Below are 19592 nucleotides of genomic sequence, written 5' to 3'. Positions count from 1 at the left end.
ACCGGATTTTTCACAAGGAGCGGCGTAAAATGCCCTCAGTTGCATTAACTGTCTTCAGGTATTCCAATGGAGTTTACCCTTGATGGCGTTTGGGAGCTTACCTGCATTTCCCGCCCTGCTCTGGCGCCTGTTCCATTTACCTTTCCCGGCGATGTTCATTCCGCTTTACTTGATGCCGGTATATTAAACGATCCTTACTGGGCCAGACAGGAAGCCGAAGCGGCCTGGGTGGCTGAATGTGAGTGGCAGATTACCACAACATTTGATATTACCGAACAGATGTTGACTTGCCCGGCGGTTGAGCTGGACCTGCGCTTTGTCGACACACTGGCACAGATCCGCGTTAACGGGCTTGCTGTCGCAGACTGTGACAATATGTTCCGTCGCTACCGTATCAATATCCTGCAATATCTTGTAGCCGGAACCAACCGGATAGAGATCCTGTTCCACCCTGTGGCAGAAGAAGCCAGAGAGCGAGCAGAAGATCTGACGTTCCCGGTACCCTGGGCGAAGGGGAATAACCAGATCCCGCATATGAATCTGCTGCGTAAACCTCAGTGCCATGCTGGATGGGACTGGGGGATCTGCCTGCCGGTGATGGGAGTGTACGAGTCTGCTTTTATCCGGGGCTTGAAAGTCGCCCGTCTGGACAGTGTTGAAACTGCCCAAGTGTGGCGCGGGGAAGGCTGTGACATCACGGTAACCCTGAATTATACCCCGGTAAACAGTGGCTTGGTGTCGGCCAACTTTTCGTTTTCTGACCAGGTGAAATCTGTACCACTCGACATGCGTGGCAGCAGTGTCAGCGTGACGTTCCATATTGACCACCCCAAACGCTGGTGGCCCGCCGGGTACGGAGAGCAGGCTCTGTACTCACTGGCCGTAGAACTTGACGGACAGGTAGTAGAAAAGTCCCTGGGCCTGCGTGAGTTGGAATGGCACTGTGAGCCGGACGAAGCCGGCGAGTCGATGGAACTTCGGGTGAATGGTGTACCGGTAAGCTGTCGCGGCGCAAACTGGGTCCCGCTTGATGCTATGCCAGGACGCCAGACCGTTGCGCGCTACCGCCAGCTTCTTGAGGATGCTGCCAGTGCAAACATGAATATGCTCCGGGTATGGGGCGGCGGCATGTATGAGCGGGACTGTTTCTACCGGATCTGTGATGAACTTGGACTGCTGGTGTGGCAGGACCTGATGTTCTCCTGTGCCCTTTACCCGTCCAACGAGAGTTTTGTTGACAGCGTGCGGGAAGAGCTTCGTTACCAGATTCGCCGACTGAAAGATCATCCCTCCCTCGCCCTTTGGTGTGGTGACAATGAGGTGATCGGCGCGATTGGATGGTATGACGAATCCAAAGCGAACCGGGAACGGTATGTCGTGAATTACGACCGCCTTAACCGGGTGCTGGCAGAAGAGGTGGAAAAGGCTGACCCTGCACGCCGGTTCTGGCCAAGTTCTCCCTGTAACGGTGATCTGGATTTCGGTGATGCCTGGCATGACGACGGAAAAGGCGACATGCACTTCTGGGATGTGTGGCATTCCGGAAAAGGCTTTGATGCCTACCACAGTGTGAAGCCACGTTTCTGTTCCGAATTTGGCTACCAGTCGTGGCCTTCTCTGCCGACGGTGAAGACCTTTGCACCGGAAGGCGACTGGAACGTGACTTCCCCGAGCTTCGAGTCGCACCAGAAAAATGCCCGGGGGAACTCGATTATCACCGAGATGTTTACCCGGTATTTCCGCTTCCCGAACGGCTTTGCCAATATGCTTTACCTCAGCCAGGTGCAGCAGGCAATGGCAATTCGCACCGCCAGTGAATTCTGGCGCGCGCAAAAGCCGGTTAACCGCGGCATTCTATATTGGCAGCTCAACGACTGCTGGCCAGTCAGCTCTTGGTCGTCCATTGAGTATTCCGGGCGTTGGAAGATGCTGCACTATCATGCCCGTCATTTCTTCGCCCCGCAGATGGCAACGTTTATCCATGACAGCGAGGGCCTTTCACTGCATGTGGTGAATGACAGCCGAGAAGCCATGCAACTTCGCGGCGAAGTAATCTGGTTAAGCTGGGATGGTGAGGTGCTGCACCGGGACGCCCTGCGCTGCGTATTGAATGCAGATGACAACCAGGTGGTCTGGCAGTGGCCACAGGAGCAGTTGGACGGTGAGGAAGAAGAAGGCTTTTTCTTTGTTTCCATGACCGACGGGCGGATGAGCATTGAAAATACCTGGCTGCCGGACAAGCCTAAAATGCTGCCCCTGCGTGACCCGGATGTGCGGACGGAAGTGGGTGAAGATGCCGACGGTTTGTACGTGATGGTGTCCTGCTCCAAACCGGCGCTCTATGTCTTCCTTGAGTTTGAAGGGGATGGCCGTTTCGAGGACAACGGTTTTGTCCTGCTGCCTGATCGGCCGCGGAGGGTCCGTTTTGTTGGCGAAGCAGATCTTCAGACGCTATCGGGCGGGCTTCGAAGCTACGATCTCTACAGCAGCTACAATTAAGCTGTTTCTACGATAAGTGAAAGCAAGGCCGCCTTAACCGGTGGCCTTGTTCGTTTCCGGGTGGAATGTCTTGATAAACCGGAGCTCACACTCCGTGTGGCCGGTGTTGCCAACAGGGCTGTTGAGTTCTTCAAAACCCAGTGAAAGGAACATCGCCCGGGCGACAGGCAGTGCCTGGGTGGTTTCAGCGTAACAGGCGCGGTACCCATGCTCCCTGGCAAACTTGAGAGCAGTCACTGCCAGCCTGCGGCCCAGCCCCAGTGAGCGACATTCCGGGCGCAGGTAAAGTTTTTGGAGCTCCGCAATCTCTGGCTTACCTTCCAGTGGGGCGATTCCTGCACCACCAAGAATTTTCAGGTTTTTCTCTATCACCCAGTAACCCGCCCCTTCGGGACGGTAGGTTTCACTGAGGCTGTCGAGCGCCGGGTCGATTGCGCTGAACCCTTGCCCGTCGGTGAGGCCATATTCCCGGGTGGCTGCCCGGATGACCGCCGCAATACCCGGATTATCAATCGGTTCAATGGGGCGCAAAGTATAGCCAAGCTGAAGTGGTACTTTTTCCATTGCCCGGTTATAACGGTCTAGGGTGTGAAGGAGGAAGTGAATCTCGTCGTCATCCATCTGGGCAACGTATTCTGTAATCTCACCGTTCATCTGCCGGTGATGTTCATTCAGCTTCTCCCTACCGCTGTCCGTCAGGGTATAGGCCGGTACAGTACCACTTTCCTGCTCGGGAAGCTGTTCCACCAATCCTTGATTGATAAGGATTGCCAGGGTTTGGCTCGCGTTGTTGGTATCGACATTCAGAGCAACGGAGAGGTCAGGCAGAGTGGTTGGCAGGGCATCGATTTCTATCAAAGCATGACATTGTATGGTAGTCAGGCCAGACTGGCCGTAGAGATTGTCTAACAGTCCGCGGTTGCGGAGTAACCGACGCACCTGGTGCCTTAACTGCTCAGCTTTCATTCCTTCCATCCATGAAGAAGCCCCTCAGAGTGAGGAGCTTGTCTTTTTAAAGAATATGTTACCGGGCAGATTATGCCATGACCGGGTGGCAATGATGAGCGTGCCGGGCGGTGCGGATTTCCCTTTTTCTCCACACATTTTCATGAAAATAGAAAGCAACGGTATTAAATACAGGTTCAATCATTGCAATCACGCCGCCGGTCAGGAGCTCTCCACTCAATAGGTATGCGACAGTAAAGGCCACTGAAAAATGCACTACCGCAAAGCTGGTGGTTTTGGCTTCAAGGCTGCGCTGTTTACCAAACCGCTGCCAGGTTTTCTCATGGAAAAAGAACGCAACAGTATTTACAGCAGGCTCAATCAGCGCAATCAGGCTGCCGATCAGAATGTCACCTGTCAGGACATATGCCACGGTAAAGGCAATGGTGAAATGTATTACTGCAAAACTGATGGTCTTTTTCATAAGATGTCCTCCCTTTCTTGTTAATCATTATTGATAATCATTATCAATAAATAAAATCGAAGTGAAGGATTGTTTCAATAGGTGATGCCTATCGAAGGGTGTCGTTTTAATGTGTTTATATTCAAACGGTTACATTGGCTTGGCTCTCATTTCTGAATTTTCCACTTCGGGGCATCATACAATCTTCACTTCTATTGTTATGCTAAATGTCCAAAAAGTTGCCTTGTGGCATGCGAATAATTAACTATTGGACGTCAGGGAAGACAGATGGAAAGTCAGGTGAAGTTTCATGGCCGGGGAGGCGAGTTCTTCGGTATCTGGATTGTGAATATCCTTTTGAGCATCATTACGCTGGGAATTTATTCTGCTTGGGCAAAGGTACGAACAAAAAAATACCTTCACGGTAATACTGAGATCGCCGGCGAGCGTTTTGAATATCTCGCCACACCCATTCAGATCTTGATTGGACGAATCGTGGCGTTTGTCTGTGTGGTCATTTGGGTGGTATCAAGTCAATTTTTTCCAGTGTTTTCCGGTGGGCTGGTTATGCTGTTTTTACTGGTTATGCCCTGGCTTATCCGCAATAACATCCGGTTTGATACCCGGATGACCCGTTACAGAAATGTCCGTTTTGATTTCACCGGCTCCCTTAAGGGGGCTTATTGGGCGTTTCTTGGAAGGGGCTTGATTATTTTCTTACTGTTTTCCGGTCTGGTATTTACACCATTTTGGTTGGGTGATGCCGCTGACCTGATAAGCGTTGTTTTATTTGTAGCAGCGGTAGTGGTCGGATTTTTCGGTTATGCGTGGACGATGGCTGGGATGGTCAGGTTTGTGCTCAACAATATCGCGTATGGAAAACAAACGTTCTCTGCAATCATCGAAACCCGGTTCTATATTAAAACGTTCTTACTGGCGGCCTTAGTAGCATTTCTGATATTGGCAATTGCTGCCGTGATAGGCTTCTTCACTGTCGGATCGGATATCATGGCAATGATTGCCAGTGGCAATGAAGGCCAGGAACCCGGAACAGGATTTATTGCTTCCGTGATTGCGCTGTATCTTGCTGCGTTCTTGGGTTTTATGGTTGTCAGTGCTTTCATTACCGTGCGGACCTGGAATTACATCTTCGCTCAGGCCACTGTCGGCAGCGATCCGGAAATTACCTTTCGTTCATCCATGGAGGTGGGCAGCTATCTTTGGTTGGTCGTGAGTAACTTCTTTATCCAGTTGTTTACCCTTGGCCTTGCCCGGCCGTGGGTGATTGTCCGTACCTCCCGTTACCTGGCGGATATCACGGTTGTTGTTGGTGATGTCGAGGCGCTCGCGGTGAAAGACCACGAAGGCGATGCGAAGTCGTCCATTGCTGATGAGCTGGCACAGGCCTTTGATGTGAATATTGGGTTGGGTTAACAAACTGATGGAAATTGCCGGACTTTGCCACCCGCCCAAAAGCGCTGAAAAAGTGCCTGCGACCCTGTTTTGTATGCCTGGGGGCAGGGTGCAACTCCGGTATCTTGATAAAACGGTTAATTCAAGTGTCTCGGAGCTTGATTCGGGACCCGATATTGGCAACCTTCCTTTGTTGTTGCGGTTCCCGGGAGGGGAAAGCTTTCTTCCCGGAGATGAAGAGCAAAAACTAAAATGCTGGCTGGTTCACCAAAAACCTCCGGGGTTGGTTGGGCGTCTGGAGCGGAATTGGAAAGGCATTTTCGCCAGTACCGTGTTGACTGTTTTTGTCGTTGTACTCTTTTTTACCCACGGTATCCCGGCAATCACCAATGGTATTGTCCGGGTTATGCCTGCAAAGATCCCCACACTTGTCGGGCAGGAAGTTACTGCTTCTCTTGATGAACATATTTTTGAACCCTCAGAGCTGTCCGACGACAAGAGAGAGGCGATAACCCAGCGGTTTGATGCTCTGGTCGCCCAAATAGACCCGCTTCCTTTCACGCCTAAGCTGGAGTTTCGACGTTGGGGTAATGGCCCGAATGCCTTTGCCTTGAGTGACGGGACTGTCATCGTGCTGGACTCTCTGGTTAAGTTGTCAGGTATCTCCCCTCGTCTGGATGCCATTCTCCTTCATGAGCTCGGCCATATTGAACATCAGCATGTAATGAAATCCCTTGTCCGCTCGTCGTTGCTTTCAGCCGGTGTTGCGGTGATTACCGGCGAAAGTACAGGTCTTTTGGATACCCTCGGCAGTGTCGGCGTTTTTGTTGCTACCAACGGATATTCCAGGGAGGCGGAACAGCAAGCTGATGACTTTGCCGCCCGGTACATGCAGAAAATCTATGGCACAACCGAGCCGGCTGCAGAGATGTTTATGCTGTTCAAAGAGGCCTACCCGGAAGATGGGTTGCCCGCGTGGGTAAAAAGCCACCCGGATCTGGATGCCAGGATCAACCGTTTGCGTTCTGACAACCTCAACTGATTGTGTTGGCGAATAACGATGCCGCGTGATCCTGCCTGGGTTTTGTTTTCTGGCTCAGAACCTTACAAGCCCATATACTGGTTTTCACATTACCGATACTTTTAGAGAACTTACGGATGGAATATTCCGCTGCAGCCAGTCTGGCGCTGATCGGCGTGGTGTCGCTCGGCTGCCAGTATTTGGGCTGGCGTTTGCGTTTACCGGCTATTTTGCCACTTCTTGTGGCAGGTCTGACCTTGGGTCCGGGACTGGGACTGATTGACCCGGATGCCCTGTTTGGGGATCTCTTGTTCCCGCTTGTCTCTCTTGGCGTTGCCATCATTCTTTTTGAAGGGGCTTTGACCCTTAACTTCAAGGAAATCAGCGGCCACGGCCGGATGGTTACACACCTGGTATCCTTTGGCATGCTGGTGACATGGGGAGTAATAGCTGCTGCAGCCCACTTTCTTATCAACTTTTCCTGGCAACTGGCCTGCCTGTTTGCTGCTTTAGTGGTGGTTACCGGCCCGACAGTGATTGTTCCGATGCTGCGCAGTATCCAGCCTAAAAATGAGCTGGGTAATATCCTCCGCTGGGAGGGAATTATTATTGATCCTATCGGCGCATTGTTCGCTGTGCTGGTGTATGAGTTCATTATTTCTACTGCTGACCCAACCATCCATGTTCTTCACGCTCTTGGTTATACACTGGGTATAGGCCTTGGTGCCGGCGCATTTTTCGGCCACACGGTTGGGGTGATGATCCGTAATAACTGGGTTCCGCCTTACCTCAAAAATGTCATGGTGCTGACCCTCAGCCTGGCGGCGTTTGTTTTCTCTAATGAGATACAGGAAGAGTCCGGATTGCTGACCGTTACGGTCATGGGTATCTGGCTTGCCAACATGAAAAATGTTGATATTGAGGACATCATTGAGTTCAAAGAAACCCTGACAGTACTTTTGATATCTGCGCTGTTTATTTTGCTGGCAGGGCGCCTGAACTCAGACGCCTTGCTGTCACTCGGTTGGGGTGGACTTGCCTTGCTGGCAGCTGTGATGCTGGTGGCTCGTCCACTCAGTGTGTGGATAAGCGCCATTGGTACTAACCTGACGAGCCCGGATAAATGGTTCCTGAGCTGGATGGCTCCGCGTGGTATCGTCGCTGCTGCGGTATCATCCCTGTTCGCAATTAAGCTCCAGGAAAAGCAACTGTTTGAAGGTACTGAGCTTTTGGTCCCTCTGGTCTTCCTGGTTATCATCGGTACTGTGGTTATCCAGAGCCTGACAGCAAGTTGGTGGGCCGGTAAGCTTGGTGTTAAACAGGGCTCACCTCAGGGCTTGTTGATTTTTGGTTCTTCTCCGTTTACACGGCAACTGGCTAAATTGCTGCAAGAGCGCGACATCCGGACGGTATTGGCTGATACCAACTGGGAAAGTATCCGGTTGGCCCGCATGGACAATATTCCGGTCTACTTTGGTAACCCAGCTTCCAGCCATGCTGAAACCCACTTGGATTTAGGTGGGATTGGACGGGTGCTTCTGGTCTCGCCGTACCGGCAGACCAACCCACTGGTGAAGGTGTTTTACCAGGATGAACTGGGTGAGGATGCAGTCTTTGAGCTGACATCCGGGGAGCAGAAGCATGCGCGCTATGAAATGGCACATGGTAACAATGCGGCGCTGTTTGATGAGTCGATGAGCTACGCCAAACTGGCGTCAATGAGTGCTCAGGGGGCGCAAGTGAAGGTAACCCGGATTACGGAAAACTTCAGTTTCGAACAGTTTGCTGAGTATTACCCGAAAGCTGTCCCGCTTTGTGTCTGGAATCAGAAGACGCTTACGCTGGTGACAGCCAATGATGATGTAGCCAAGCTGGTGGAAGAGGGCAGTGAAATATTCAGCCTGATCCCGTCTAACGGGGATCCAGAGTTGGCAGTGATGCCGAAATAAGTTGGGCGAGGGGATATTTCGCCCCGCTTTTCCTTGTTTTTACAGGGTTAATACCAATCAGACTAATTCTTTGATCATTCTGACTGGTCGAAATCATCCATTTCAGCGTTGCTCGTTTTGATGGTAGCCCCACTAGCATCTGCAACTCGCGCCTTGAACTGAATGATTTCTCCTGTGTCATCTCAGACCAAAGAATTAATCCAATTGGTATAAGGACCGATTCATTAGATACAAAAATGCCCGGGACAATGCCCGGGCATTTTTATGCATTACGCCAAATTACAGCGCGGCAATGGTGGTTTTCTGCTCTTGCAGTTTCACCAGTGTCTCTTTGTAACCATCAAGCTTTTCACGCTCTTTGGCGACAACGGCTTCAGGCGCTTTGGCAACAAAGCCTTCGTTACCCAGCTTACCGGCGATACGCTTGATCTCACCTTCGGTCTTGGCAATTTCCTTGTCCAGACGGGCAAGTTCTGCGTCTTTGTCGATAAGACCAGCCATTGGGATCATCAGGGTAGACTTGCCAACCAGTGCCGTTGCACAGGCAGGGGTTGTCTCACCGTCAGCCAGAACGCGGATGCTTTCCAGTTTAGCCAGTGAAACCAGCACGGTTTCATTGGCAGCCAGACGGTCTGCATCTTCCTGGGAGGCTGCTTTCAGCATCACTTCCAGGCCTTTGCTTGGCGCGATATCGTATTCAGCACGCAGGTTACGGATGCTGACGATAAACTGCTTCACCCACTCGATATCAGCAACAACTGCCGCATCGTACTGGCTTTCATCAAACTGAGGCAGTGCCTGCAGCATAATGGTGTCGCCTTCAACACCGTCAACCAGTGGCTTCACGCTTTGCCAGATGGTTTCAGTGATGTATGGAAGTACAGGATGAGCCAGACGCAAGGTCTGCTCCAATACGGTGATCAGTGTATGGCGGGTAGCGCGTTGCTGCGCGTCAGTGCCTTTCCACAGAACCGGCTTGGTCAGCTCCAGGTACCAGTCACAGAACTGGTTCCATACGAACTCATAAATGGTGTTCGCAGCCATATCCAGACGGTAGTTGTCGAGATGTGCGTTGAAGTCTTTGGCTGCCTGTTGGAACTGGCTTTGGATCCAGCGGTCAGCCAGCGAGAATTCCATCTCGCCGCCTGCCATGCCGCAATCCTGCTCTTCTGTGTTCATCAGTACATAGCGGCTGGCGTTCCACAGCTTGTTACAGAAGTTGCGGTAACCCTCAAGACGCTTCATATCCCAGTTGATGTCACGGCCGGTTGAAGCCATAGCTGCCAGGGTGAAACGCAGGGCGTCAGTACCATAAGGTTCGATACCGTTTTCAAAAGTCTTGCGGGTGTTCTTTTCGATCTTGGCGGCCAGCTGAGGCTGCATCATGTTACCGGTGCGCTTGGTCACCAGAGATTCCAGATCGATACCGTCAATCATATCCAGTGGGTCAAGTACGTTACCCTTGGACTTCGACATCTTGTCGCCGTTCTCATCGCGGATAAGGCCGGTTACATAAACGGTCTTGAACGGAACCTGCGGCTTGCCGTCTTCATCTTTGATGAAGTGCATGGTCATCATGATCATGCGGGCAACCCAGAAGAAAATGATGTCGAAACCGGTCACCAGTACATCTGAAGGGTGGAATACCTTCAGGTCTGGAGTTTGCTCCGGCCAGCCCTGGGTGCCGAAAGTCCACAGTGCAGAAGAGAACCAGGTATCCAGTACGTCATCGTCCTGGCGCAGTTCAATCACTGATTCCAGGTTGTGATTCTTACGCACTTCATCTTCGTCGCGGCCAACATATACGTTGCCCTGGTTGTCGTACCACGCAGGAATGCGGTGACCCCACCACAGCTGGCGTGAAATACACCAGTCCTGAATGTCACGCATCCAAGAGAAATACATGTTTTCGTATTGCTTAGGCACGAACTGGATATCGCCGTCTTCAACAGCGCGAACTGCTTCTTTGGCCAGCGGGGCTGCACGCACATACCATTGGTCGGTCAGCATTGGTTCGATAACCACACCGCCACGGTCGCCATAAGGGACTGTCAGGTCGTGGTCTTTAATTTCTTCCAGCAGGCCGAGCTCTTCGAACTCTGCAACCACTGCTTTACGCGCAGCAAAGCGTTCCATGCCACGGTATTTCTCTGGCAGCTCACCGCTGTATACGTCGCTTGCTTCACCCTTGGTATCGAATACTTCAGCAACATCACGGATGTTGGCATCGAAAGTCAGGATGTTGATCATTGGCAGGCTGTGGCGCTTACCGACTTCATAGTCGTTGAAGTCGTGAGCCGGTGTGATTTTCACACAGCCGGTGCCTTTTTCCATGTCAGCGTGCTCATCGCCAACAACCGGGATACGGCGGTTCACGATAGGCAGGATGATCTCTTTGCCAATCAGGTCTTTGTAACGTGGATCTTCCGGGTTAACAGCAACACCGGTATCACCCAGCATGGTTTCCGGACGGGTAGTCGCAACTACAATGTAGTCTTTACCATCTGCAGTTTTTACACCGTCTGCCAGAGGGTAGCGGAAGTGCCACATGTAACCTTTGGTGTCTTTGTTTTCCACTTCAAGGTCAGAGATTGCCGTGTGAAGTTTTGGATCCCAGTTAACCAGGCGTTTGCCACGGTAGATCAGGTCTTCTTCATACAGACGTACGAACACTTCTTTAACGGCATTAGACAGGCCATCATCCATGGTGAAGCGTTCACGATCCCAATCTACAGATGCACCCAGACGGCGCAGCTGGCGGGTAATGGTGCCGCCTGATTCGCCTTTCCACTCCCAGATCTTGTCAATGAAAGCGTCACGGCCGTAATCGTGCTTGGTTTTGCCTTCTTCTGCGGCGATCTTACGCTCAACGACCATTTGGGTCGCGATACCTGCGTGGTCGGTACCAACCTGCCACAGGGTGTTTTTGCCTTTCATTCGCTGGGCACGGATCAGGGTATCCATGATGGTGTCCTGGAACGCATGACCCATGTGCAGGCTGCCCGTCACGTTTGGCGGCGGGATCATGATGCTGTAGGCTTCTTTTGAAGTATCGCCGTGTGGCTTAAAGTAGCCGGCGTCTTCCCAGCGCTTGTACAGCGCCTGTTCAATTGATTGTGGGTTGTATGTCTTTTCCATAGCGTTCTTGAACGGTCTTCAGAAATTAGGGCGTATCGCCGATGGCAAGAATAGTCAATTGCATACCCTGGTTACGGTATGCCTTGTATCGGTCCCGGGCTTGCTGCTTGAGACCTTCATCACAAGGGACGAAGTCTATCACTTGAGCAAAGGATGGAGCAAAGTTTGCCACATCCTGTGCAAGATTGATAAGAATATTGCGGTAACCGGTATGGCGTATACCGGGCCAGCCAATCTCAACCGCTGTTATGCTTCGTCCGCCTTCACCGCTAAGGTTGTGCGGAACAAATTGCTCAGGTGGAAGCTGCCAAAGTATTTCATCAACATCAAAGGCCATCTGGCGATCTGCCGCAAAAATATAAAGACGCTGTCCGGCAGCAACCTGGCTTTGGATTAAAGACAGTGTCTTATCCAGTATCTGTTGCTGTGTATCCAGTTCGCACTTTTCATCCAGCAGGTAAAACGTCGCGCTTGCCATGGCTTCCTTTGAAGATGTTTGTTGGGGGGCCGATGTATATTTCAGAGATAAAAAAGGAGGCCAGATGGCCTCCTTGTCTCATCGAATTACTTAATCGATATTTTCCTGGCCACTGCGGTTCAGCAGGAACTGGACCAGCAGTGGGACCGGACGGCCTGTCGACCCTTTGTTTTTACCGCTCGTCCAGGCTGTACCTGCGATATCCAGGTGTGCCCAGTTGTACTTGCGGGCAAAACGAGACAGGAAACAAGCTGCGGTAATGGTACCACCAGGACGGCCACCGATGTTTGCCATGTCAGCAAACGGGCTGTCCAGTTGTTCTTGATATTCGTCAGCCATTGGCATGCGCCATGCACGGTCGCCGGCTTGCTCTGATGCGTTCATCAGCTCATGAGCCAGTGGGTTGTGGTTTGCGAGCAGGCCACTGATGTGGTGACCCAGGGCAATCACACAGGCACCGGTCAGGGTAGCAACATCGACTACGCATTCAGGCTCAAAACGCTCAGCGTAAGTCAGTACATCACAAAGAACCAGACGGCCTTCGGCATCGGTGTTGAGTACTTCAACAGTCTGGCCTGACATGGTGGTGAGGATATCACCCGGGCGGTAGGCATTGCCGTCCGGCATGTTTTCACAGCCCGCAAGGATACCAATCACGTTAACCGGCAGGTTGAGTTCGGCCAGGGCTTTCATTGCACCATACACTGATGCTGCGCCACCCATGTCGTACTTCATTTCGTCCATGCCTTCACCCGGTTTCAGCGAGATACCGCCGGAGTCGAAAGTGAGGCCTTTGCCGATAAGTACGATTGGCTTTGATTCCGGATCAGGGTTACCGCGGTACTCCATCACCGACATCATGGCTTCGTTCTTTGAACCCTGGCTGACCGCCAGGTAAGAATGCATGCCCAGCTCTTTCATTTCCTGCTCGCCCACGATCTTGGTGGTGACAGGTTCGAAATCATCTGCAAGGCGACGAGCCTGGGATGCCAGATAAGCAGGGTTTGCCACGTTTGGTGGCATGTTACCGAGATCTTTACAGGCTTTCACACCTGCAGAAACGGCCAGACCATGGCTGATGGCTTTTTCACCAATGTTCAGCTCGCGTCGGGTTGGCACGTTGAAAACCAGTTTGCGCAGAGGGCGACGAATTTCCGGCTTAATGCTCTTGAACTGATTGAAGGTGTACAGGCTGTCGTTGGTTGTTTCAACGGCCTGACGCACTTTCCAGTACGTGTCGCGGCCTTTCACGTGAAGCTCGGTCAGGAAGCAAACCGCTTCCATTGAACCGGTCTCATTCAGGGTGCTGATCGTCTTACGAATGATTTCTTTGTATTGACGTTCACCCAACTCACGTTCTTTGCCACAGCCAACGAGCAGTACACGCTCAGACAAGACATTTGGGACATGGTGCAGTAGCAACATCTGTCCAGGTTTGCCTTCGAGATCGCCTCGACGCAAAAGAGAACTGATGTAGCCGTCGCTGATTTTATCCAGTTGCTCAGCCACAGGAGAAAGACGACGCGGTTCGAATACACCAACTACGATGCACGCGCTGCGTTGTTTCTCAGGGCTGCCACTTTTAACACTGAACTCCATGCGTACTCCTACATCCTAAAGACAAGCAAGGCCAAATAATAGATAATGCCGTTTTTGTAGCGTGTTGAAGATACATCAATGTGGCTACAAAGCAGCCAATTTGGCAATGCGTAAAGATTAAAAAAATAACACTTTTGCGAAAAATTATCGATATTCTAGCAAAAACACAAGTTTTCTAAGGTGCGAAGTCTGTGATTATTGTTCGGTACCTCATCAAAGAGACGGTGAAGAGTCAGCTTGCGGTGCTTTTTGTACTGTTCCTGGTCTTTTTCAGTCAGAAGTTTATCCGGGTACTAGCCAATGCCAGCGATGGCTCTATCCCAAGTAACGAAATCCTGACTCTTGTAGGCCTGTATATGCCTTCAATGGCGATGCTGATGTTACCCCTCAGTATCTTCATCGGCATCTTGCTGACTTTCGGCCGTCTGTATGCCGAGAGTGAAATCACTGTCATGAGTGCCACCGGGATGGGGAACAAGTTCCTTATTCGTGCTGCCATCTACCTGGCTCTGATTACCGGTGCTATAGCCGCTTATAACTCATTGTGGCTGGCGCCTTGGGCTAACGATAAAGAAGCCGATGTAATGGAACAGCTCCAGGCTGAATCCGGATTGGATTTGCTGATAAAAGGCCAGTTCCAGGAAGCACCTAACGGGCAAGCTGTAGTGTTTATCCGGGATATTTCTGATGGTGGAAAGCTGCTTCACGACGTCTTTATTGCTCAACCTGTACCTGTCGGCTCCCTGCGTCCGAGCGTTACTTATGCCGGTAAGGGCGTGGTATCTGAGTTGCCCGACGGCAGGCAGGTACTCGATCTTCAGGATGGTACCCGGTATGAGGGCGTACCGACCCGTGTAGATTACACGGTGACAGAATTTAGCAATTATCAGGTGTTGATTGGTCAGAGAGCGGTGAAGAAGAAAAGCCGTGACTGGGATGCCATTCCGACACTGGAACTGATGAAAGAGAAATCACTGGAAGCTCGTGCAGAGTTCCAATGGCGCGTTTCACTGATCCTCTGTATTCCATTGATGACCATGATCGTCGTACCGCTGTCTGCCGTAAACCCTCGCCAGGGACGATTTGCCAAGCTGTTCCCGGCAATCCTGCTCTACCTGGCGTATTTCCTTTCTATCAGTGCTGCTAAATCTGCTGTGGAAGATGGCAAGTTGCCGGCAGATATAGGCCTTTGGTCGGTTAATCTAATGGCATTACTGGTTGCCGTAGCCCTGAACAGTTGGGATACCCTGCCGATGCGTAAGCTGCGTCTGAAGTTCAGGAGAGCCTGATGTTTAAGATTCTTGATTTGTACATCGGCCGCACTATTGTAGCGACAACAACATTGTGTCTTTTCACCCTTGTAGGGCTGTCAGGCATTATCAAGTATGTTGAGCAGCTCCGTTCTGTAGGAGATGGGACATATACACTTGGAAAGGCTTTGATGTTTGTGTTGCTGAGCATGCCGCGCGATATTGAAATGTTTTTCCCAATGGCCGTTTTGCTTGGTGCGCTTATAGGTCTCGGTATGCTCGCCTCAAGCTCTGAGCTGGTGGTGATGCAGGCTGCCGGTTTTTCCAAGCTGGATATCGGTACCTCAGTCCTGAAAACAGCTGTTCCATTGATGCTGATTGTTATGGCGTTGGGGCAGTGGGGTGCACCGGAAGCGCAGAAATCAGCACGTGAATTGCGCTCAATGGCAAAATCAGGCGGCAGCGTTATCTCGGTACAGCGTGGCGTATGGGCAAAAGATGGCAATGATTACATCTATATTGCCCGAACCAGTGAAGACGGCGCCCTGTCCGGAATCACCATCTGGAAATTCGATAAGAACAACCACCTGCAAAATACCGTATTTGCACCCAGCGGAAATTACATCGGTAATAATGAGTGGCGTTTGAACGATGTCACCATTACCCAGATGAGCGATAAAAAGATTACTGAAACCAAGCAGCCTCATGTGGACTGGAAGGCATCACTGACACCCGACAAACTGGCTGTTGTGACGATGAAGCCCGAAGAGCTCTCATTGTCGGGAATCTATGATTACGTCTCTTACCTTAAAGACTCGAAACAGGATGCATCCCGGTACGAATTGGCATTCTGGCGCAAAGCACTCCAGCCGGTGTCTGTGGGTGTAATGATGTTGTTGGCCTTGTCTTTTGTATTCGGCCCGCTTCGAAGCGTTACCATGGGAGCCCGTGTGCTTTCAGGTGTGATCTTTGGTTTTGCCTTCTATATATCAAACGAGCTGTTTGGGCCATTAAGCCTGGTTTACCAACTTCCGCCAGTAATTGGTGCAAGTGCACCGAGCATAGTGTTTGTGCTGATTACCCTGTACCTGTTGCGGCGAAAGCTGTAGAGAGCAAAACGGTCTTATCTGACAAAAAGAAGGGAAGCTGTGGTGGCTTCCCTTCTTTATATACCGTGGATAGTTACGGCTTGGGCAGGACGATGACTTCACACTTAGCGAAGTGGTCTTGGAATGCTTTGTTCTTGGGGTCGAAGATTACCAGGAGATTACCCAGCCCCAAGCACGCGGTAGAAAGTCGAATCAACGCCTGCATAATCGTGATATTTGAGCCGTCGCTGTTTTGAACTCTCAGACGCCAGGCTCTCATCCCCAGTGTCTGTCCACCACGGCACCAGAAAAAGACAAAGAATCCGAGTAAAACTGCAGCCATATAAAATGTGAAAATTTGGCTGGCAACGGGATGGCTGGTCATAAAGTCACTGATATCAACATAACCTGTCATTGAAACCAGGCCCAATTCAATGAGTGTTGCACCGAATCCAACTCCAAGGGCTCCTGCTAACATAAGCAGGGCAACAACGACCAAGCCGTCATAGATAAAGGCGCCAAGACGCCTGAAGAAACCTGCACCTTTCTCAATAGTGTTGATAGAAGGCTGTTGCGAAGATTGTTTTTTCTTTCTCATTCCATTGGGGCCTCTAAAAGATTAGGCGTTCAGTTTAACGGAAAATAGCTAAGCTAAAAAACGCTGTTCCTGCAAGAGAAGGGATGATGCCCCTATAGAAAGGCTAAAAAAGTAGCAGTCAGTTTTAGTCCGTTATTTAAATGCTTGCGTTGCCGGTACCCTTGCGTATAATTGCCCGCATTGCCGAGATGGCGGAATTGGTAGACGCAGCGGATTCAAAATCCGCCGCCTTCGGGCGTGAGGGTTCAAGTCCCTCTCTCGGCACCAAATTCCCAAAAGCCCCAGTCCTTAGGACTGGGGCTTTTTCGTATATGCGCTTTTTAATCCCTGCAATCGCTTCTGCTTCATTCCCTCTTATATAGTGTCTAACAGTGATTTCTTTAGTTTGAGACGCTTTGAGTAAGGCCCGGTGATAGACTTTATTGGCTTTTACACCTTAATTTGCTGAGCGACTGGAACGTTTTGTAGTCAATTTGGAAGCTTTTGGCTGATATTTGTACGAACGAGCCAGAACAGGCAAAAAAGGGGTTGATAGTGTGATCTGGATCCCTATAATGCGTCCTCACCGACACGGCGGACAGGCAACGACTTCGCAGTGACGGGAAGGCTCCGGGAGCTTTCAAAAACAAATTGAAAACAACTGCTTGACAGGGTTTTGGATTTGTTTAGAATGGCCGCCCGCTTCAACGCAAAACCTTCGGGTCAGCGGTTGAGGGAAGTCAAAAAGAGACTTTGAAAATACTTCAGATTTTCTTCTTGACTTTGGGTTGGAGGCGAGTAAGATACGCAGCCTCGACATTCAGTGGCAACGCTGACAAGTCAACGCTCTTTAACAATTTGACCATGCAATCTGTGTGGGCGCTCGTTGAAACAGAATAAAGAATTTATTCAATGAATCGAGTGACCAAACGAGATTCCTGAAAAGGAATATCGGCACAGTCAATTCTATCTATGAAAATAGATAAACAGTATTCATTGAGCCAAACCTTCGGGTTTGAAAAAACTTTAATTGAAGAGTTTGATCATGGCTCAGATTGAACGCTGGCGGCAGGCCTAACACATGCAAGTCGAGCGGCAGCGACAACAACAATCCTTCGGGAGCGTTGTTGGGCGGCGAGCGGCGGACGGGTGAGTAATGCTTGGGGATCTGCCTCTGGGCGGGGGATAACTACTGGAAACGGTAGCTAATACCGCATAATGTCTACGGACCAAAGCGGGGGACCTTCGGGCCTCGCACCCAGAGATGAGCCCAAGTGGGATTAGCTAGTTGGTGGGGTAATGGCTCACCAAGGCGACGATCCCTAGCTGGTCTGAGAGGATGATCAGCCACACTGGAACTGAGACACGGTCCAGACTCCTACGGGAGGCAGCAGTGGGGAATATTGCACAATGGGGGAAACCCTGATGCAGCCATGCCGCGTGTGTGAAGAAGGCCTTCGGGTTGTAAAGCACTTTCAGCAGTGAGGAAGGTGGTGTAGTTAATAGCTGCACCATTTGACGTTAGCTGCAGAAGAAGCACCGGCTAACTCCGTGCCAGCAGCCGCGGTAATACGGAGGGTGCGAGCGTTAATCGGAATTACTGGGCGTAAAGCGCATGCAGGCGGTCTGTTAAGTCAGATGTGAAAGCCCCGGGCTTAACCTGGGAGTTGCATTTGAGACTGGCAGGCTAGAGTCTTGTAGAGGGGGGTAGAATTCCAGGTGTAGCGGTGAAATGCGTAGAGATCTGGAGGAATACCGGTGGCGAAGGCGGCCCCCTGGACAAAGACTGACGCTCAGATGCGAAAGCGTGGGGAGCAAACAGGATTAGATACCCTGGTAGTCCACGCCGTAAACGATGTCTACTTGGAGGTTGTGCCTATAAGGTGTGGCTTTCGGAGCTAACGTGTTAAGTAGACCGCCTGGGGAGTACGGCCGCAAGGTTAAAACTCAAATGAATTGACGGGGGCCCGCACAAGCGGTGGAGCATGTGGTTTAATTCGATGCAACGCGAAGAACCTTACCTACTCTTGACATCCAGAGAAGCTTGAAGAGATTCGAGTGTGCCTTCGGGAGCTCTGAGACAGGTGCTGCATGGCTGTCGTCAGCTCGTGTTGTGAAATGTTGGGTTAAGTCCCGCAACGAGCGCAACCCTTATCCTTGTTTGCCAGCGAGTCATGTCGGGAACTCCAGGGAGACTGCCGGTGATAAACCGGAGGAAGGTGGGGACGACGTCAAGTCATCATGGCCCTTACGAGTAGGGCTACACACGTGCTACAATGGCATATACAGAGGGCAGCGAGACCGCGAGGTGGAGCGAATCCCAGAAAGTATGTCGTAGTCCGGATTGGAGTCTGCAACTCGACTCCATGAAGTCGGAATCGCTAGTAATCGTGGATCAGAATGCCACGGTGAATACGTTCCCGGGCCTTGTACACACCGCCCGTCACACCATGGGAGTGGGTTGCACCAGAAGTAGATAGCTTAACCTTCGGGAGGGCGTTTACCACGGTGTGATTCATGACTGGGGTGAAGTCGTAACAAGGTAGCCCTAGGGGAACCTGGGGCTGGATCACCTCCTTACCTAAACTGCTTCATGAGTGTCCACACAGATTGCCTGGTCGAAAAGTAAAGAGAGTATTTTGTTGGGGTGCCCAAAACCCTGGCACAGTGTCCCGTTCGTCTAGAGGCCTAGGACACCGCCCTTTCACGGCGGTAACAGGGGTTCGACTCCCCTACGGGACGCCACTTCATTGAAGTGAACGACGGGTCGTTAGCTCAGTCGGTAGAGCAGTTGGCTTTTAACCAATTGGTCGAAGGTTCGAATCCTTCACGACCCACCATCTTCCCCACAGAAGATGTAAAACTGTTTTGGTTCTGCTTTTTCAAAAGTGGAAACAAATTTGTGGGCGATTAGCTCAGTTGGGAGAGCACCTCCCTTACAAGGAGGGGGTCACTGGTTCGAGCCCGGTATCGCCCACCACTCTTTAAGCGCATTTGCAAAAGTGTCCTTAGAAAGTGGTTCCTTGTCTCTTGTAGACACCGAAACACATGCTCTTTAACAATCTGGAAAGCTGACTAGTAGATTCAACAATGTTGGATCTGTTCTGAACTTCTTAGGAAGTGATGAACAAAGTTCTCAAAGCAAACACATTCAAGTGTTTTGGTAGTGCTT

Annotated in this window: 12 protein-coding genes, 4 tRNA genes and 1 rRNA gene; 11 read left to right on the top strand and 6 right to left on the bottom strand. The window is 51.1% G+C overall.

The annotated features are described in order from the left end of the window. Window positions 1-66: 66 nt before the first annotated feature. Window positions 67-2499: a glycoside hydrolase family 2 protein gene (locus tag NF212_RS14800; RefSeq protein ID WP_434356925.1), complete on the top strand. Its 2433-nt coding sequence runs from the start codon at window positions 67-69 to the stop codon at window positions 2497-2499. Between the two features lie 33 nt (window positions 2500-2532). On the opposite strand, the gene NF212_RS14795 is transcribed toward NF212_RS14800, so the two are convergent. Together NF212_RS14795 and NF212_RS14790 are read right to left on the bottom strand one after the other, a co-directional pair. Continuing rightward, window positions 2533-3474 carry a bifunctional helix-turn-helix transcriptional regulator/GNAT family N-acetyltransferase gene (locus NF212_RS14795; protein ID WP_434356923.1) on the bottom strand — a complete coding sequence of 314 codons (942 nt, stop codon included), beginning with the start codon at window positions 3472-3474 and terminating at the stop codon, window positions 2533-2535. A 61-nt stretch (window positions 3475-3535) separates the two neighbouring features. Further along, on the bottom strand, window positions 3536-3928 hold the full coding sequence (locus NF212_RS14790; RefSeq protein WP_434356921.1) for a DUF2061 domain-containing protein: 393 nt from the start codon (window positions 3926-3928) through the stop codon (window positions 3536-3538). A 267-nt stretch (window positions 3929-4195) separates the two neighbouring features. Here NF212_RS14790 and NF212_RS14785 point away from each other — a divergent pair, with 267 nt between their 5' ends. The 3 genes from NF212_RS14785 (at window position 4196) to NF212_RS14775 (ending at window position 8290) form a co-directional block, all read left to right on the top strand. Further along, window positions 4196-5341, top strand: coding sequence for a YjgN family protein (locus tag NF212_RS14785; RefSeq protein ID WP_434356919.1), 1146 nt, complete (start codon window positions 4196-4198; stop codon window positions 5339-5341). 7 nt (window positions 5342-5348) lie between these two features. Further along, window positions 5349-6362, top strand: a complete 1014-nt coding sequence (locus tag NF212_RS14780; protein WP_434356917.1) for a M48 family metallopeptidase — start codon at window positions 5349-5351, stop codon at window positions 6360-6362. Window positions 6363-6478: 116 nt separating this feature from the next. Further along, window positions 6479-8290, top strand: coding sequence for a cation:proton antiporter (locus NF212_RS14775; protein ID WP_434356915.1), 1812 nt, complete (start codon window positions 6479-6481; stop codon window positions 8288-8290). Between the two features lie 279 nt (window positions 8291-8569). On the opposite strand, the gene NF212_RS14770 is transcribed toward NF212_RS14775, so the two are convergent. The 3 genes from NF212_RS14770 to pepA form a co-directional block, all read right to left on the bottom strand. Next, entirely contained in the window at window positions 8570-11428 is a 2859-nt protein-coding gene (locus NF212_RS14770; RefSeq protein ID WP_434356913.1) for a valine--tRNA ligase, read from the bottom strand. A gap of 25 nt (window positions 11429-11453) precedes the next feature. Beyond that, window positions 11454-11906 carry a DNA polymerase III subunit chi gene (locus NF212_RS14765; RefSeq protein WP_434356911.1) on the bottom strand — a complete coding sequence of 151 codons (453 nt, stop codon included), beginning with the start codon at window positions 11904-11906 and terminating at the stop codon, window positions 11454-11456. A 90-nt stretch (window positions 11907-11996) separates the two neighbouring features. Further along, window positions 11997-13505: a leucyl aminopeptidase gene (pepA, locus tag NF212_RS14760; RefSeq protein ID WP_434356909.1), complete on the bottom strand. Its 1509-nt coding sequence runs from the start codon at window positions 13503-13505 to the stop codon at window positions 11997-11999. 191 nt (window positions 13506-13696) lie between these two features. Here pepA and lptF point away from each other — a divergent pair, with 191 nt between their 5' ends. Both lptF and lptG read left to right on the top strand, forming a co-directional pair. Continuing rightward, complete coding sequence (gene lptF / locus NF212_RS14755; protein WP_434356907.1) at window positions 13697-14794, top strand: LPS export ABC transporter permease LptF; 1098 nt, start codon at window positions 13697-13699, stop codon at window positions 14792-14794. Continuing rightward, complete coding sequence (gene lptG, locus NF212_RS14750; protein WP_434356905.1) at window positions 14794-15864, top strand: LPS export ABC transporter permease LptG; 1071 nt, start codon at window positions 14794-14796, stop codon at window positions 15862-15864. The genes lptF and lptG overlap by 1 nt, the downstream gene beginning before the upstream one ends. 73 nt (window positions 15865-15937) lie before the next feature. Here lptG and NF212_RS14745 read toward each other — a convergent pair whose 3' ends face one another. Beyond that, entirely contained in the window at window positions 15938-16441 is a 504-nt protein-coding gene (locus NF212_RS14745; RefSeq protein ID WP_434356903.1) for an RDD family protein, read from the bottom strand. A 182-nt stretch (window positions 16442-16623) separates the two neighbouring features. Between NF212_RS14745 and NF212_RS14740 the strand changes: the two genes are divergently transcribed. The 5 genes from NF212_RS14740 (at window position 16624) to NF212_RS14720 (ending at window position 19400) form a co-directional block, all read left to right on the top strand. Beyond that, window positions 16624-16708 (top strand) — tRNA-Leu (locus tag NF212_RS14740). Between the two features lie 739 nt (window positions 16709-17447). Then, window positions 17448-19000, top strand: a 16S ribosomal RNA gene (locus NF212_RS14735). Between the two features lie 89 nt (window positions 19001-19089). Continuing rightward, a tRNA-Glu gene (locus NF212_RS14730) sits at window positions 19090-19165 on the top strand. A 19-nt stretch (window positions 19166-19184) separates the two neighbouring features. Continuing rightward, a tRNA-Lys gene (locus tag NF212_RS14725) sits at window positions 19185-19260 on the top strand. Window positions 19261-19324: 64 nt separating this feature from the next. After that, window positions 19325-19400 (top strand) — tRNA-Val (locus NF212_RS14720). Window positions 19401-19592: the final 192 nt, after the last annotated feature.

The organism is Parasalinivibrio latis, assembly GCF_036825535.1.
GTDB classification, from domain to species: domain Bacteria; phylum Pseudomonadota; class Gammaproteobacteria; order Enterobacterales; family Vibrionaceae; genus Parasalinivibrio; species Parasalinivibrio latis.
The sequence above is the reverse complement of the archived record's forward strand: the minus strand, read 5'-3'. Positions and strand labels throughout refer to the sequence as shown.